At 58.1% G+C, this 15392-nt stretch carries 16 protein-coding genes; 6 read left to right on the forward strand and 10 right to left on the reverse strand.

Going from position 1 to position 15392, the window contains the following annotated elements:
- The first annotated feature begins 23 nt into the window (after window positions 1-23).
- The 6 genes from H9Q16_RS20875 (at window position 24) to xylA (ending at window position 6529) form a co-directional block, all read left to right on the forward strand.
- On the forward strand, window positions 24-278 hold the full coding sequence (locus H9Q16_RS20875; RefSeq protein WP_343067862.1) for a hypothetical protein: 255 nt from the start codon (window positions 24-26) through the stop codon (window positions 276-278).
- Window positions 279-578: 300 nt separating this feature from the next.
- On the forward strand, window positions 579-1613 hold the full coding sequence (xylF, locus tag H9Q16_RS14605; protein WP_191076155.1) for a D-xylose ABC transporter substrate-binding protein: 1035 nt from the start codon (window positions 579-581) through the stop codon (window positions 1611-1613).
- A 128-nt stretch (window positions 1614-1741) separates the two neighbouring features.
- Window positions 1742-3043 carry a sugar ABC transporter permease gene (locus H9Q16_RS14610; RefSeq protein WP_191076156.1) on the forward strand — a complete coding sequence of 434 codons (1302 nt, stop codon included), beginning with the start codon at window positions 1742-1744 and terminating at the stop codon, window positions 3041-3043.
- On the forward strand, window positions 3044-3793 hold the full coding sequence (locus H9Q16_RS14615) for an ATP-binding cassette domain-containing protein (protein ID WP_191076157.1): 750 nt from the start codon (window positions 3044-3046) through the stop codon (window positions 3791-3793). It abuts the gene before it with no gap.
- Window positions 3790-5226 (forward strand): xylulokinase, encoded by a 1437-nt coding sequence (xylB, locus tag H9Q16_RS14620; RefSeq protein ID WP_191076158.1) that lies wholly within the window; start codon window positions 3790-3792, stop codon window positions 5224-5226. The genes H9Q16_RS14615 and xylB overlap by 4 nt, the downstream gene beginning before the upstream one ends.
- A 1-nt stretch (window position 5227) precedes the next feature.
- Entirely contained in the window at window positions 5228-6529 is a 1302-nt protein-coding gene (gene xylA, locus H9Q16_RS14625; RefSeq protein ID WP_191076159.1) for a xylose isomerase, read from the forward strand.
- 7 nt (window positions 6530-6536) lie between these two features.
- On the opposite strand, the gene H9Q16_RS14630 is transcribed toward xylA, so the two are convergent.
- The 10 genes from H9Q16_RS14630 to H9Q16_RS14675 all read right to left on the reverse strand — a co-directional run bounded on the left by H9Q16_RS14630 (window position 6537) and on the right by H9Q16_RS14675 (window position 15296).
- The gene (locus tag H9Q16_RS14630; protein ID WP_191076160.1) at window positions 6537-7241 is read right to left on the reverse strand and encodes an ABC transporter ATP-binding protein; all 705 of its coding nucleotides are present in this window, start codon (window positions 7239-7241) and stop codon (window positions 6537-6539) included.
- Window positions 7241-7999, reverse strand: a complete 759-nt coding sequence (locus H9Q16_RS14635) for an ABC transporter ATP-binding protein (RefSeq protein ID WP_191076161.1) — start codon at window positions 7997-7999, stop codon at window positions 7241-7243. The genes H9Q16_RS14630 and H9Q16_RS14635 overlap by 1 nt, the downstream gene beginning before the upstream one ends.
- The gene (locus H9Q16_RS14640) at window positions 7969-8913 is read right to left on the reverse strand and encodes a branched-chain amino acid ABC transporter permease (protein WP_191076162.1); all 945 of its coding nucleotides are present in this window, start codon (window positions 8911-8913) and stop codon (window positions 7969-7971) included. Before H9Q16_RS14640 ends, H9Q16_RS14635 begins: the two co-directional genes overlap by 31 nt.
- A gap of 1 nt (window position 8914) precedes the next feature.
- Entirely contained in the window at window positions 8915-9766 is an 852-nt protein-coding gene (locus tag H9Q16_RS14645) for a branched-chain amino acid ABC transporter permease (protein ID WP_191076163.1), read from the reverse strand.
- Window positions 9763-11028 carry an alkyl/aryl-sulfatase gene (locus tag H9Q16_RS14650; RefSeq protein WP_191076164.1) on the reverse strand — a complete coding sequence of 422 codons (1266 nt, stop codon included), beginning with the start codon at window positions 11026-11028 and terminating at the stop codon, window positions 9763-9765. The genes H9Q16_RS14645 and H9Q16_RS14650 overlap by 4 nt, the downstream gene beginning before the upstream one ends.
- Before the next feature lie 87 nt (window positions 11029-11115).
- Window positions 11116-12336, reverse strand: coding sequence for an ABC transporter substrate-binding protein (locus H9Q16_RS14655; RefSeq protein ID WP_216859425.1), 1221 nt, complete (start codon window positions 12334-12336; stop codon window positions 11116-11118).
- A 177-nt stretch (window positions 12337-12513) separates the two neighbouring features.
- A complete protein-coding gene (locus H9Q16_RS14660) occupies window positions 12514-12873 on the reverse strand; it encodes a hypothetical protein (RefSeq protein WP_191076166.1) in 360 nt (119 codons plus the stop codon).
- A gap of 211 nt (window positions 12874-13084) precedes the next feature.
- On the reverse strand, window positions 13085-13498 hold the full coding sequence (locus H9Q16_RS14665; RefSeq protein ID WP_191076167.1) for a Rid family hydrolase: 414 nt from the start codon (window positions 13496-13498) through the stop codon (window positions 13085-13087).
- Window positions 13495-14676, reverse strand: coding sequence for a malate dehydrogenase (locus H9Q16_RS14670; RefSeq protein WP_191076168.1), 1182 nt, complete (start codon window positions 14674-14676; stop codon window positions 13495-13497). The genes H9Q16_RS14665 and H9Q16_RS14670 overlap by 4 nt, the downstream gene beginning before the upstream one ends.
- Window positions 14673-15296 (reverse strand): BMC domain-containing protein, encoded by a 624-nt coding sequence (locus H9Q16_RS14675; RefSeq protein ID WP_191076169.1) that lies wholly within the window; start codon window positions 15294-15296, stop codon window positions 14673-14675. The genes H9Q16_RS14670 and H9Q16_RS14675 overlap by 4 nt, the downstream gene beginning before the upstream one ends.
- Between the last annotated feature and the right edge of the window lie 96 nt (window positions 15297-15392).

A 15392-nucleotide genomic window follows, 5' to 3' on the forward strand; every position in this document is an offset into this window, starting at 1 on the left:
AAATCAGTCAACGTCGCTGTATGATGTCGATGCGATATCTTTATGCCAGCAACACGCCCGGCATCCGGGACAATCTCCAGCGCAACGGGCGGGCGGCCCCTGCCCTGTTCTTTGGGGGCTTGCGCGACTTCCCTCAGCAATCCGTTCTGGATCAACTCGGCTGTCAGCGTGGTCGCGGAACCTGGACTGACGCCCAGCGCACGGCTGATATCGGCACGTGCGGCATGCCCATGCGCGCGAACATATTCGAAGATGCGCTGCCGGAGAGGCTTGCTTGATGCAGAATCAGCCGCCAAAAGCGGCCCACATCCAGCGCCAGGCTTTCCTTTAGAAAGGTCGAATTCTCCGTCCATAAATTCAGCACCTGAATTAAGATCACGCCGAAAATCACGCTCTCGGCTGATTCAAAGCTAGATTGGGCCGGATTTTGGCGAATTGGAAGAAAAAAGTTGCCGATTATCTCATCTAGGTGAATTTTTTATTTTGACAACTAAAATAAATACGTCAATGTAGGATAGCCGGGTGAATCGACTCGGGTCCCTTCCCTCAGGAAGGGTAGACCATTCTGGGAGGAACACATGAAAAAATTGATGATCGCGGCAGCTGTTGCTGTCGCCGGGTTTGGCACATCTCTTTGGGCGGACGGCCACGGCGTTACCGTCGGCGTGAGCTGGTCAAACTTTCAGGAAGAGCGTTGGAAGACGGATGAAGGCGCCATCAAAAGCGCGCTTGAAGCCGCAGGTGCGACATATGTTTCAGCGGATGCGCAATCATCCTCTGCCAAGCAGCTTTCCGATGTGGAAAGCCTGATTGCACAAGGCGTCGATGCCTTGATCATTCTGGCACAGGACTCCGCCGCCATCGGCCCCGCTGTCGACGCAGCCGCCGCCGAAGGCATTCCGGTTGTCGGCTATGACCGGCTGATCGAAGATTCCCGCGCCTTTTACCTGACATTCGACAACGTCGAAGTGGGCCGCATGCAGGCGCGTGCCGTGCTCGAAGCGATGCCCAAGGGTCGCTATGTCATGATCAAGGGTTCGCCAACCGATCCCAACGCGGACTTCCTGCGAGGGGGTCAGCAAGAGGTGTTGCAAGCCGCGATTGACGCAGGCGACATCACCATCGTTGACGAAGCCTACACCGACGGCTGGCTGCCCGCCAACGCCCAGCGCAACATGGAGCAGATCCTGACGGCAAACGACAACGGCGTTGATGCGGTTGTGGCGTCAAACGACGGCACCGCGGGTGGCGTTGTGGCAGCGCTGACAGCACAAGGCATGGAAGGTATCCCGGTTTCCGGTCAGGACGGCGATCATGCTGCGCTGAATCGTGTTGCCATGGGTACGCAAACCGTCTCTGTCTGGAAAGACGCGCGAGAACTGGGCAAGGCAGCTGGTGAGATTGCGGTCGCACTGGCCAAGTCTGGCGGAGACATGTCTGCCGTTGATGGCGCAGGTGAATGGGAATCTCCCGCTGGCACCAAGATGACAGCCAAATTCCTGGCACCGATGCCAATCACCAAGGATAACCTGACAGCCGTTACCGACGCTGGCTGGATTGCGCAGGACAAGCTATGCCAGGGCGTCTCTGGCGGTCCGGCACCTTGTAACTGATGGTTTCGGGGCGGCCCTTTCTGGTCGCCCCTGCCCGTCCCAGGCTTGACCCGGGACCCCTTCCCATTCTTTCGTAATACGTAACGAAGCTTCGGAGAACGTCCGCAGCGCGACAGGGGCATTCCAAAATGACCGATCAGACCACTGACACCCGACCCGGCGCCACAGCGCCCAAGCGCAGTTTTCTCAACACGCTTGAGATCGACACCCGCCTGCTTGGTATGATTGGCGCATTCATTTTGGTCGCACTGGTGTTCAACGTCCTGACGGATGGGCGTTTCCTGACCCCACGCAACATCTTCAACCTGACGATCCAGACGGCGTCAGTTGCCATCATGGCGACCGGCATGGTCTTTGTAATCGTCACCCGCCACATCGACCTCTCCGTTGGGGCTATCCTGGCCGCCTGTTCCGCACTGATGGCGATGATGCAGGTGCGCTGGCTGCCCGGAATGGGCCTGGAAATCGGTCATTGGGCCATTCCGTGGATCGCCATCACCGCAGGGATCATCCTTGGGGCCTCCATCGGTGCCTTCAACGGCGCGCTGGTAGGCTATCTGGGTATTCCGGCTTTCATCGTGACGCTGGGGGGCTTTCTGATCTGGCGCAATGTCGGCTGGTATATGACCAGCGGTCAGACAATTGGCCCGCTGGACAAGACTTTTATGACTTTTGGCGGTATCAATGGCACGCTGGGCGGACCACTCAGTTGGGCCATCGGCATCATCGCTATCATCTGCACCGTGATCCTGATTTTTAATGCGCGTCGCGTGAAGGTGGCCCATGGCTTTCCTGTGAAGCCGCTTTGGGCCGAGGTTACGATGGCCGGGATCGCCGCGGCAGCCATCGCAGGTTTCATCGCGATCCTCACGAATTACAGCGTGCCAGAACGCGTTGTTGCCCGCGACCCCTCCAGATATGGCTGCGAAGTCGCTGAGGGATGTACACCGGTTTATGGCTTGCCCATCTCGGTGCTGTTGCTGCTGGCAATTGCGGTGGCGATGACGGTAATCGCCCGACGAACCCGCTTTGGACGCTACATTTTTGCCACGGGCGGCAACCCGGACGCGGCCGAGCTTTCAGGCATCAATACCCGCATGCTGACAGTAAAAATCTTTGCTCTGATCGGCGCGCTTTGTGCCATCTCGGCCGTTGTGGCATCGGCCCGTCTGGCCAATCATTCGAATGACTTGGGTACGCTGGACGAGCTGCGCGTGATCGCAGCCGCCGTGATCGGCGGCACCGCACTGTCAGGCGGGATCGGCACGATCTATGGCGCCATCCTTGGGGCATTGATTATGCAATCACTTCAATCAGGCATGGCAATGGTAGGTGTGGACGCGCCGCTTCAAAACATCGTCGTGGGCGCTGTACTCGTTTTTGCCGTGCTGATCGACATAATCTACCGCAAGCGTTTGGGGGCTAAATAGATGACCACACCTCTTGTTGAAATGAAAGACGTCTCTATCGCTTTCGGCGGTGTGCAGGCGGTCGACAATGTCTCTATCGAACTGCACGCAGGCGAAGTTGTGGGCCTGCTGGGCCATAACGGGGCGGGCAAATCAACGCTGATCAAGATGCTTTCCGGCGCCTACAAAATGGACAGCGGTCAGATCTATATCAACGGCGATAAGGCAACGATCACGACTCCCCGCGATGCCCGGGACTACAACATCGAGACAATTTATCAGACGCTGGCGCTGGCGGATAACCTTGATGCGGCCAGCAATCTCTTTCTGGGGCGCGAGCTGACGACGGCACTTGGATTTGTCGATGACGACCGGATGGAGGCGGAAACGCGCAAAATCATGGCCCGCCTCAATCCCAACTTCAAAAAGCTGAAGGAGCCGGTCAGCGCGCTGTCAGGCGGGCAAAGGCAATCAGTCGCGATCGCCCGTGCAGTCTATTTCAACGCCAAGATCCTGATCATGGATGAGCCGACAGCGGCACTTGGGGTCCATGAAACAGCAATGGTGGCAGAGCTTATTCAGGAACTGAAAAAGCAGGGGCTGGGCATCTTCCTTATCTCACACGATACGCGCGAAATGATGGAGCTTTGCGACCGGGTTGCCGTGATGAAAAACGGCCAGATGGTCGGTACCGAGCGGGTCGAGGATGTAACCGAAGACGACATTCTGTCGATGATCATCCTTGGCAAGAACCCAAGGGAAGCCGCGTGAGCTTTATTGGTCTTGATCTGGGGACATCGTCGCTCAAGGCGATCCTGATTGATGCGGATCAAAACATGCTGGGTGAACACAGCGTCCCCCTGACCGTGCAGCGGCCGCACGATGGCTGGTCGGAACAGGATCCCGCAAGCTGGGCCGAGGCGGCCCATGAAGCGTTGCAGGCTCTGGCCGCGACATGTGATCTTGCGGAGCTGCGCGGCATCGGCCTGTCAGGCCATATGCATGGGGCAACCCTGTTGGACGAGAACGGTACCGTTCTGCGCCCGTGTATGTTGTGGAATGACACGCGTGCAGCGGTTGAAGCGGCGGACATGGACGCCGACCCCCAGTTCCGCGCCATAACGGGCAATATTGTCTTTCCCGGCTTCACCGCTCCCAAGGTGGAATGGGTTCGGCGGCATGCCCCTGATATTTTCGACCGCATCGCCAAGGTGCTGCTGCCCAAGGATTATCTACGCTACGTTCTGACAGGCACGTATCAAGCGGACATGTCCGATGCCGCTGGCACTGCATGGCTGGACACAGCCGCGCGCGAGTGGTCGGATAGCCTGCTGTCAGCTTGCCATCTGACCCGCGATCAGATGCCTGATCTAGTAGAAGGCGCTTCCCCTTCTGCCCCATTGTTGGGCTCGATCGCACAAAAGCTTGGCGTGTCAGATGTCATCGTGGCCGGGGGCGCAGGCGACAACGCTGCCGCCGCGATCGGTACGGGTGTCGTGCGCGAAGGCGAGGCATTTGTCTCACTGGGCACCTCCGGCGTGCTTTTTGCCGCAAACGATGCCTACCGCCCTGACCCCGCGACCGCAGTACACACCTTTTGCCACGCGGTACCAGAAACCTGGCACCAGATGGGCGTCATCCTTGCTGCAGCCGATGCATTGGAATGGTTGTCGCGCCTGACAGGCCAATCGGCAGCAGCACTTGTATCAGATCTTGGCGATCTAAAGGCGCCGTCGAAAACGCTGTTCCTGCCTTATCTGGGCGGCGAACGCACACCCCATAACGACGCGCAAATGCGCGGGCAGTTCTTGCATCTGCGACACGCGACAGACGCCCAAGCGGCAGCGCGCGCCGTGCTGGAGGGTGTCAGTTTTGCGTTTGCAGATTGCCAAGAGGCGCTTGTCGACACCGGGACCACCATCCAAAGCGCGCTTGTACTGGGCGGCGGATCGAAGTCCGACCATTGGGTGCGCATGTTGGCAACAACACTAGGCATCCCCTTACAGGTGCCGCATGCAGGCGACTTTGGCGCGGCCTTGGGTGTGGCCCGCCTTGGGATGATGGCGGCGACCGGCGCTGGCACCGAAGTCGCAACGCCGCCGCCCATAAAGTGCACAATTGACCCTGAGCCTGCGCTATCAAATGCCTTTGCGGATGCGCATCGTCGCTATCAGGACGCTTACAAGACACTGAAGGACCTCTGACATGACCGACTTTTTCAAGGATATCCCGGCCATCCCTTACGAGGGTCCCAATACGGAAAATGAATTCGCGTTTCGACACTACGACCCCACGGAAATGCTGAACGGCAAATCCTTGCACGACCATCTTCGGTTTGCCTGCGCCTATTGGCATTCATTTGCCTGGCCGGGCGGTGACCCCTTTGGCGGGCAGACGTTTGAACGGCCTTGGTTCGGTGACACCATGGACCTCGCGCGGATGAAAGCCGATGTGGCCTTCGAGATGTTTCGCATCCTGGGTGTTCCGTTCTTTTGCTTTCACGACGCCGATGTGCGCCCCGAAGGTGTGGATTATGCCGAGAACACGGCCCGCCTGGATGAAATCACAGATTATTTCGGGGAGCTGATGGAGGCCTCAGGCATGAAGCTGCTTTGGGGCACGGCCAATCTTTTTTCACACCGGCGCTTCATGGCGGGTGCGGCTACAAACCCTGACCCGGATGTGTTTGCCTTCTCCGCAGCGACAGTCAAAAGCTGTATGGATGCCACACAGAAACTGGGGGGCGAAAATTACGTGCTCTGGGGAGGGCGCGAAGGCTATGAGACGCTGTTGAACACCGACATGGGGCGCGAACGCGCGCAGGCCGGGGCGATGCTGCAAATGGTGGTCGATTACAAGCACAAGATCGGGTTCAAGGGGGCCATCCTGATCGAACCAAAGCCGCAGGAACCGACCAAGCACCAATATGATTACGATGTGGCGACGGTCTATGGTTTCCTCAAGGACTTTGGACTTGAAGGCGAAGTGAAGGTCAACATCGAGCAGGGGCATGCGATCCTGGCCGGGCATAGCTTTGAACATGAATTGGCTCTGGCGCGCGAATTAGGAATTTTTGGGTCCATCGACATGAACCGCAACGATTACCAGTCCGGTTGGGACACGGATCAGTTCCCCAACAACGTGCCTGAAATGGCGTTGGCCTATTACGAAATACTAAAGGCAGGCGGTTTCACCACGGGCGGGACCAACTTTGACGCCAAACTGCGCCGTCAGTCGCTTGATCCCGAGGACCTGATCCTTGCACATGTCGGGGGCATGGACGCCTGTGCCGCAGGTCTTAAGGCCGCTGCACGGATGCTACAGGATGGCGCGCTAGAGCAGGCTCGCACCGATCGATACGCTGGTTGGGACACGCCCGAAGCGAAGGGAATGATGACCTCAGACCTTGAATCGATCACGGACCGCGTCCTGGCCGACGGGATCAATCCACAGCCACGCTCTGGCAGACAAGAGCGGTTGGAGAACCTGGTCAACCGCTACCTTTAAGCCGCAATCACGCCCCGAAATAGCTTTTGGCAAGCTGGTCATCCTTAGCCAGTTCCACTGCGGTGCCTTCTGCAGTGACATGGCCACCTTCAAGCACATAAAGACGACTGGCGAGGGAGAGGGCAAAATTGGCGTTCTGTTCGGTCACGATGACCGTCAGACCCATCTCGGCGCTCAGGCGGCGCAACACTTCGGCGATCTCAACGCAGACTTTGGGTGCCAGCCCGATGGTTGGCTCATCCACCAACAGAATCCGCGGCGACGTCATCAGCGCGCGGCCCAGCGACACCATCTGCCGCTCTCCGCCCGATTGGGTCGAGGTTTCCTGCCCTTCCCTTTCGGCCAGTCGCGGGAACAATCTGTGCACCGCATCCATGTTCTTGTCGATGTCTTCGCGGGCGGTGTATGCCCCGACCAACAGGTTGTCGCGCACTGTCATGTGCGGGAACAGGTTAAAGCGTTCGGGGGCGTACCCCACTCCGCGCCGCACCATGTCACCGGGTTTAGCACCCGTGACGTCCTGTCCTTCCATGCGGATGGTGCCTGTATTTTTCACCAGACCCATGATGCTGTCCAGCAAGGTCGATTTGCCTGCACCGTTGGCACCGACGATGGCAATCGTCTCTCCCGGTTCGACGCGCAAACTGACATTACGCAGGGCCTGCGCCTTGCCGTAAAATGCGCTGAGGTTCTCGATTTCGATCATCGACATCACGCCACTCCCAGATATGAGGCGCGCACTGCCTCGTCCGCCAAGACATCTGCAAAAGCGCCCTGCGCCAGCAAGGTACCGCGTTCGATAGCTATGGCGCGGTCAACCAGCGGTTCCATCGCTGGCAAATCATGGCTTACCATCAGAAACGTAAAACCACGATGCCGCAGGTCCTGAATGACTTCAGCGATCATTGCGATTTCACCAGTGGTCAGCCCCGCAAAGACTTCATCCAGCAGCAGCACTTTGGCCCCTGTGGCCAGCGTACGGGCGAATTCGAGCTTGCGCAGATCCCCCATTGAAAGTTCAGATGCCGGGCGGTCAAGATCCTGTCTGGTGAACCCCACCGACAGCGCCAATTCGTCTTCGCGGTCCCGGTCAGCAGCGCCGAAGATCATCGCGCGCAGGGAATCCGGCATCAACCCCACGCGGATGTTCTCGCGCACATCGAGGTCCGAGAAGGGGCGTGGCACCTGATAGGTTCGGCTGACCCCACGGGCAATCCGCTGCGCTGTCGACAGCGACGAAATCTCCTCTCCGAAAAGTGCAATTGACCCCGATGTTTGCCGCAACTCACCCATGACTTGGGAAAAGACCGTGGTTTTGCCCGCCCCGTTGGGACCGATCAGGCCCAGCGATTCCCCTTCGGCCAGATCAAAGCTGAGGTCATTGGTGGCGACCAACCCACCGAACCTTTTGACCAGATTGCGGACTTCCAATGCCATCGTCATGACCGCGCGCCCCGCAGCCGTGTCCATGCGCCTTCGACAATCGCCATGATCCCCCGTGGTTGGTACATGTAGATGACCAGTGCGATCAGCCCGTAGACAAAAAAGCGTTCCTGCCCAGGCAGATAGGGCCGCAACCATTCCAGCAGGAAGACCATGAAGAACGCGCCAATGATGGGCCCGACGATGGTGCCTGCCCCGCCGATCAGAACCGCGACGATGATCTGGAACAGCACGTTGATGTCAAAGAAGGCCCGCGGTGTGATGGTTCCAAGGTAATGTGCGTAAAACGCGCCGGCCATCCCGGCCACACCGGCCGAAACAAGAAACGCGAAGCTTTTGAGGCGCGTTGTCGACAAGCCGGAACCGCGCACGCTTTCTTCGTTCATGCCGATCGCCCACAACGCCGTACCCACCCGCGTGCGCATCAAAAGCCACGCCATCAAGGCGACGGCCAGCATCAGCCCAACGGCAAGGTAGTATCCATTTTCCGCCCCGCGCGTCAGTGCAGGCAGGCGTGAAATGCCTCGTGTACCACCAGTCAGATCCGGGCGGACAACCGGAACCAGCTGGTACATCAGCTCCATCACAGCCAACGTGACCAAGGCAAAATAACTGCCCTTGATCCGCAGCGCAGGCAGCAGCACGATCAGGCCACCGGCCATGGTGACCAGCACCGCAATCGGGATCGATGCTTCGACAGGGAAACCATAGCGACGCGTGAGAATGCCGGTGGTATAGGCCCCGATTCCGATCAGAAACGGATGTCCGAACGAGATATAGCCGGTACGACCTGACAAAATGTCCCAGGAAATCGCGAACATCGCCAGATAGCAGGCAAAGATCATCGTGCGCAGCGTACCCTTGCCGACCAGCTCTGGCATCAGGAACATGCCAGCGATGAACAGACCCCAAAGGATAAAGTGGTGCGGACGGAGGTTCATCTTAGTGTTCCTCTCGCCCAAAGAGACCCTGGGGTCGCATGATCAAGACCCCGATGATCAACACCATCGTAAAGACGCCGCGCAGTTCCGGGGCCAGCACGGCCACCACCGTGATTTCAAGAAAACCTATGATATGGGCCACAATCAGCGTTCCGATGATCGAGCCGATCCCTCCGACAATCACGATAGCCACCGATATGATGACCGGCGCCACCCACATTGACGGCGAAAGTTGTGTATAGCTGGCAAAGAATACGCCACCTGCTGCACCCAATCCGCCGGAAATCGCCCAGGTGATCATGTTGATCCGGTCGGGATCGACGCCAGATATCGCCGCACCCTTTTCGTCCATCGATACCGCCTGCATCGCGCGGCCAGTGTGTGTGCCGCGCACAAATGCGTAGAGCGCCAGAATAATCACCCAACTCATGATCGTGGCCGCAAGGATGTTATAAGTGACTTGCGCCCCCGCGACAGTCACAACGCCGGGGATGAGCGGCAAAAGTATTTTCGAAGCGTCGCCAAAAGCCAGCACCATGGCCGACTGCATGATCACCGCAAGGATCAGTGTCGAAATTTCGACCGCGACTGGATCCCCTTTGAGGGGCTTCACGATCAATCGGTGTTTGAGCAAACCCATCAGCGCTCCGACCGCCACCGCCCCGCCAAAGCCCACGATTTTTGGCATGCCAAGCTGCTGGGAAAGCCAGAAATAGATGTAACCGCCCACCATGATATATGCGCCATAGGCAAGGTTCAGGGTGCGTCCTATGGAAAAGATCAACATGAAACCCATTGCAATAAGCGCATAGAGACCGCTGAGCAGCATTCCCTGAATTATGATCTGCATCATGCGAGGCTCTCTTCGATGTCCTTGGCGGCTACCAGATAGTAGTTGCGCGCTGTGGCGTTGATCTGTTCATCGGCCAGTTGCCGCATGGCTGCCGCTTTGCGCCTTACAGGTGCCGCTGCATCGGGTTTCAGACAGCTCAGGCGATCACAGAGCTCAAGCGCCCATTGCGGATCATCTGATTGTTCTGCTGCCTGCAAAACGGCATCCCATCCCCCTGCCAGCGCAACAAAGCGCGCCGCCTCATCGCAGGCCGGCAGGCGACCAAGGTTCGTGGGATTGCCATCAAACCAACCGACAGTTCCCGAAGCGTAGGCGCGAATGGACCAATCAAGCCGGCCGTAGAATTCACTCAACCATGGCTTGTCGCGTAATTTTTCGGGCAGACGCGCCTCTTCGACGATTTTATCGGGTGTCTTGCCCGCATTCAGACCATCACGGGTGACATCAATGACATATCGGATCAGATCACGGTAATCGGTGACGCGCGCGATGATCTTCTCACGTCCTATAAGAGGCTGCGAATGGCCGGGCGCCAGGGTGTCAGGGGCGAGTGCAAGAATTTGGTCAAGGCTGTCGGCCCAGCTGTCAAAGTCCCGATAACCAGAGCCCCGGATGGGATAGAGGTTCGGAAACGCGTGATAATAGTTATCGCCTGAAATCAGCAGCCGGAGATCCTCAAGCCAGACCATAATGTGATCGGGTGTTTCGCCCGGTGCATGAATCGCCTCGACTGAACGTCCGGCAAGATCAATGCGGCTTCGAGGCGCCTCGATGAGGCTATTGGGTGGCAGATGTCCTGCACCCATACCTTTGACCGGGCGATCGCCGGGGCCAAGGCCAAGGTTCACGCGCTCATCTGGAAACGACAGACCAAAGCCAAATTGCATCTGGGTGCGTGCAAGGATGGCCTGCGCGGGGCCCCGCGCACCGCCGACGATGTCAGAGGAAAATCCGTGCCAGGCGATAATCTCGGGATTGCCATTCTCAGCGAAGACCGATGCGCCAGAAATGTGGTCGCGGTGACTATGCGTGTACAGAATCTGTGTGATTGGTTTGGAAGTGCGCTGGCGCAATTCGTGCAAAATGTTTTCGGCCGCCGCAGTGGATTCAGTGGTGTCGACAATCGCCACACCCTCTGGTCCCTCGATTGCGTAGACATTCGAGGCTGCAAAACCCACAAAGCCCCAGATCCCTGTCGCCAGCGAATGCACCGATTTTTCAAACTCGGCGGAGTGAGCGACAAGCGCCGGATGTGCGGGCATGAGGGTGGTCCTGCGGAACGACTCAAAGGAAGGCGGCTCTTGGCCGCCAAGGCCAGGGGGCAGACACGCCGCCCCCTGAAATGTTGGTTACTTGACCCAGCTGGGCACTTCGAACTCTGTCGTGGCGTATTCGGGTGGATAGACCACGCCCACGTCACCGTTCTCTTTCCATTGGACCACAACCATCGAAGGCTGCGCATCTTCATAAGGCGCAGTCAGGTCAAAGCGCGCATTGTGCGGATAGGTCCGGCCGGTGACTTCTTCGACCTCGTCATCACCCCAAAAGGCGTACCGCAGCCACAGCTTGCCATCTTTCTCAAGAGTGATGTCCTGCTTCTTCATCGCAGCTGACCATGCTTTGACATCGCCAAAGCCACCGGCTTCCTCCGCGGCGGCCATTGCCTGCTTGAGACCCCAATAGGCGTTGAAACCGTTGAAGTGAGGGATCTTGGGGCGCGTGTCGTATTTGGCCTGATAGTCATCAACGAACTTCTGACTCGCCGGGTCCAGTTCAAATCCTACGGACGGGATCGGAGACAGGGTTGAGATACTGCCACCGGCACCGCCTGTGTCTTCCCAGTATTCCAGACCAAGCGCGGATACGTTCACGCCTGTCATCGCCATGGGCACCTGCAGCTTAACATATTGGGATGAGATCACCTGGCTGTTCACCGAAGACACCTGATAGATGAAATCCGCACCCGATGCCTGAGCTTTGGAAAAGATCGGCGCGAAGTCGACGGTGCCGATATCGTATGTGATGATTTCCTTCACTTCGATCCCCGCAACAGGGCCAAGGGCATCGGTCACCAGCCCGGTAATCGCCTCACCAAAGGCTGTGTCCTCAGCCAGAATGACAACGCTTTCCCACCCCATCTGAGCCTTCAGGACATCCGCGCCAAAGTTGATGTAAAGGGTCGCCAGCGCCTCGTCCGAGGCGATGTTCATGAAATAAGGCGCCATCGTTTCGGGATCTTCGATCACCATGTCGATGATGCCGATATAAGACGTCCATGTGTCCAGCGTCGGGATCTGGTATTCCTGCATCCGAGGCAACCAACCCAAAGAGACGTCATCGATCGAACCGGAAATGACAAAATCTACTTCCTCGGTTTCGGCCAGATACTCGTAGGCTTTGACGCCCTCGGTGACGTCTTCCCCAGTGTCCGCACTTACGAGCGTGATCTGCTCACCGTTCATACCACCTGCCGCGTTCAGCTCTTCGATGGCCATCTCGGCACCGCGCAGGGTGGAAAGGCCGGTGTCGGAGCTCAGCGAGCCGATAAAGCCCACTTTGATGTCAGCCATCGCTGTCGTCGCCAACAGCGACGCTGCTAGCCCGGTTACAATACCGCATTTGAAAGTCATTTTATTCTCCCAGTTGAGTGTTGCCCCGTTATAGCGAGGTCATTTTGTATCCTGTATACAGTACACAGAAACGCCTTCGGATCAACGGTTTTTTCCCGGCTACCCGCTGGCCGCGTATCAAAGAGGCGTCAGAGCAGTGATCGCGCGGCAGCAGGTTTCGTCAAACATGAAAACCTGATCTGGGTTCAACATCTGGGGTACATGATCAAGATACCATTGTGCTGCTGCTTCATCACGCAACGCCAAAAGCCCCAGCACATCGCGCGCGCCAACAGAATACCCACGCCGTTCCGTCACATCCGGACCAGAAGGCGCGGATTTGAGCAACCGCGAAAGGGGGTCCAACCGCGTACCGGCAGCGCGTGTCGGCATGGATACCGGTGCACCCTGTTGGGCCTGAAATTGCACACCAACCCAGGCGTCGCGTACCCAGCTTGGCGATTCTCCGTCAGGAGTTTTGACGACTTCGAATAACATGGAAAGAGTTTACAGGCGGAATGCGCGGATCGCGAAGCGATTTTTCTGCGTCCAGAATCTTGCGTTCCTGGGTATCTATCAGGTTTGTTCTCACGGCCTCAAAACCATCATACATGATCCATCATGACGGGGGTGCCATCCAATGGCGCCAGCGCTCGCCAACCTGTACCCGGCGCACACGCTCATGGTGTCTCACAACTGCACACCCGCGCTAGACCTTCAGGTCAATGCCGCCATCTTCTTCGTGGATCAACGCGTCCACGTCGATCTCGACCACTAATCCGGGCTGGGTCAGGCCAGCGGTCACCGCCGTCAGGACCGGATCAATGCCCTTGAACACCTCGCCATGGGCAAGAATAAAACCGCCCGCATGCTCCATATCTGTCAAATAGACCCGTACCCGGGCAACATGGCGCATCTCTGCACCAACCTCTGCAAGGAACTCCTTGATACGACCCAGGATGTACCGTGTCTGAGCATAAGCGTCGTCGGGCGCATGAATGCGGCCCGTCGGCTCAAGTGCGGTCGTGCCCGCAGTCCAGACAAACGGCCCGATCCTTTTGGCGCGTGCATAGCTGCCGATCTCTTCGAAACGTCCATTGGCTTTGTGGATTTGCGTCGTCATAGACCTAACCGAGTGCGGATCGCCTCTGCCGCATCCTGCAATGCGGTCGTTTCTGCACCCGTCAAACGCAGTTCTTCCACTTTGATCAAACCGCCATCGCCCAGATGGGTAGGGACCCCGACAACCACGCCGTCAATCCCGTACTCACCTTTCAGCATCACGCTGACCGGAACAGCGCCCGTGCGCGCACCACGCATATGATCGATCAATTCGATGGTCGCATGTGCAGGCGCAATTGTGGCAGATCCCATTTTCTTGAGCGCAACGACCTGACCGCCTCCTGTGATGGCGTCCGTGACACATGCGTCTATCTGTGCCGGGTCCAGAAAGACATCCAACGGGCGCCCCTTGATCGTCGCCCGGGACGGGATCGGGGCCATCTCTTCTCCATGGCTCCCAAGCGTCATGGCCTCTACATCCGCAGGATCAACACCCGCCGCCCGGGCCAGTGCATGGCGGAAACGGCTAGAATCCAATGTGCCGGCCATTCCCAGAACGCGTTCCCTAGGGAACCCGGTCGCGCGCAGCATCTCGACAGTCATCTCGTCAAGCGGATTGGTCACGACAATAACCACAGCATTCGGTGCCTCGGATCGAATCGCTTCGCCGGCTTGGCGAATGACACGCGCATTTACGTCGATCAGGTCAGCACGAGTCATCCCCGGACTGCGGGCGCGGCCTGCGGTGGCAACAATTACTTCAGCACCAGCCACCATATCCAGCGTTTCACCACCGACGCACCGACAACCAGCGCCGGTAATGCCCGTTGCATGATTGAGATCCAGAGCCGCCGCGGCGGCCATGCCAGGCGCAATATCAATCAAGGCTATTTCTGCGGCCATATCCGCCATGGCGGCCAGATGCGCAATGTTGCCCCCTACACCGCCCGCTCCGATCAACGCCAGCTTTGCTAACCGTCGCGCGGTGCGCGGCTTGCGGGACGGTGCTTGCCACTTCGGTGCGCGCCGATAAAGCACCCGACGCATTGCTGTGTTACCATCAGTGCGCACGGGGGCGGGCATCTCAACGGGGCCTTCAACCAGCTTCAGCCCCAGCCGTTCGGCAGAATCGCGCGCCAATGCAGTGACGATATCTCCAGGCATGACCTCGACAATCAGCCGCCCGCGACGGCGCGCATCCTCAATCGCGTCACTACCGATAACGCGCCCCACGGTCATGCGGGCTGACCATCCACAGCTTCGATAGCGGTGACCGCCGCTTCCATCGCGGCCTGAACCGAATTTTCCGTCCCGGATATGAACAAGCGCCCAAAGCGCCCGACGGCGCGGACCTCGACCATGTCAATTTCAGCTGCTTTCTCGGCCTCGTTCGCCGCGATTGAGATATAGGCCGCAGGCGTGCATTCGATGATCCCCAACGTCTGCCCGGGGACCAACAGAGATCCCTTGCGCCACTTATTCAAAAGCTGCGCCTGATAAGGCTCCACGCTGGTGATAATCTGCGTATTTGTGATCGATGGCTTTATCCGGTCCGACATCGACGCCCCCAGTTCGGACAGCATCGCATCCCGGGCGGCAGAAACCTCTGCATTGGACGGGGATCGCAAGATGAAGAACCCAAACTCGCGTTCGACCATCTGTGTTGTCGCCTCAACGCTGGACGCCTTCAGCGCCCGATCGATCAATGAGAAAACCCCATTTCCAGGCGCAAACTCCCCGATCAGCACCGTATCGCCTGACAAAGGCACGGACCCTTGTACCGTGGCACCATTATAGGCTGCAAATTTCGGCTGCAAATTGTCAATCTGCATAAGCGCACGGATAGCAATCTTACTCATTTGTCTGCCCTTTTCGACTTCATCTTCTGGCAAGAAACATCCCGGGTGGGGTCTGGGGATGGCTGGCCCACCCAAGCCGGTCGGACACGCGCCAGC

It is taken from the genome of Sulfitobacter aestuariivivens, from assembly GCF_014763045.1.
GTDB classification, from domain to species: Bacteria; Pseudomonadota; Alphaproteobacteria; order Rhodobacterales; family Rhodobacteraceae; genus Sulfitobacter; species Sulfitobacter aestuariivivens.

Coding starts and splice junctions, on each gene's coding strand:
- H9Q16_RS20875 (WP_343067862.1), top strand. CDS start 24: ATGTCGATGCGATATCTTTATGCCAGCAACACGCCCGGCATCCGGGAC.
- xylF (WP_191076155.1), top strand. CDS start 579: ATGAAAAAATTGATGATCGCGGCAGCTGTTGCTGTCGCCGGGTTTGGC.
- H9Q16_RS14610 (WP_191076156.1), top strand. CDS start 1,742: ATGACCGATCAGACCACTGACACCCGACCCGGCGCCACAGCGCCCAAG.
- H9Q16_RS14615 (WP_191076157.1), top strand. CDS start 3,044: ATGACCACACCTCTTGTTGAAATGAAAGACGTCTCTATCGCTTTCGGC.
- xylA (WP_191076159.1), top strand. CDS start 5,228: ATGACCGACTTTTTCAAGGATATCCCGGCCATCCCTTACGAGGGTCCC.
- H9Q16_RS14630 (WP_191076160.1), bottom strand. CDS start 7,241: ATGTCGATGATCGAAATCGAGAACCTCAGCGCATTTTACGGCAAGGCG.
- H9Q16_RS14635 (WP_191076161.1), bottom strand. CDS start 7,999: ATGGACACGGCTGCGGGGCGCGCGGTCATGACGATGGCATTGGAAGTC.
- H9Q16_RS14640 (WP_191076162.1), bottom strand. CDS start 8,913: ATGAACCTCCGTCCGCACCACTTTATCCTTTGGGGTCTGTTCATCGCT.
- H9Q16_RS14645 (WP_191076163.1), bottom strand. CDS start 9,766: ATGATGCAGATCATAATTCAGGGAATGCTGCTCAGCGGTCTCTATGCG.
- H9Q16_RS14650 (WP_191076164.1), bottom strand. CDS start 11,028: ATGCCCGCACATCCGGCGCTTGTCGCTCACTCCGCCGAGTTTGAAAAA.
- H9Q16_RS14655 (WP_216859425.1), bottom strand. CDS start 12,336: ATGGCTGACATCAAAGTGGGCTTTATCGGCTCGCTGAGCTCCGACACC.
- H9Q16_RS14660 (WP_191076166.1), bottom strand. CDS start 12,873: ATGTTATTCGAAGTCGTCAAAACTCCTGACGGAGAATCGCCAAGCTGG.
- H9Q16_RS14665 (WP_191076167.1), bottom strand. CDS start 13,498: ATGACGACGCAAATCCACAAAGCCAATGGACGTTTCGAAGAGATCGGC.
- H9Q16_RS14670 (WP_191076168.1), bottom strand. CDS start 14,676: ATGACCGTGGGGCGCGTTATCGGTAGTGACGCGATTGAGGATGCGCGC.
- H9Q16_RS14675 (WP_191076169.1), bottom strand. CDS start 15,296: ATGAGTAAGATTGCTATCCGTGCGCTTATGCAGATTGACAATTTGCAG.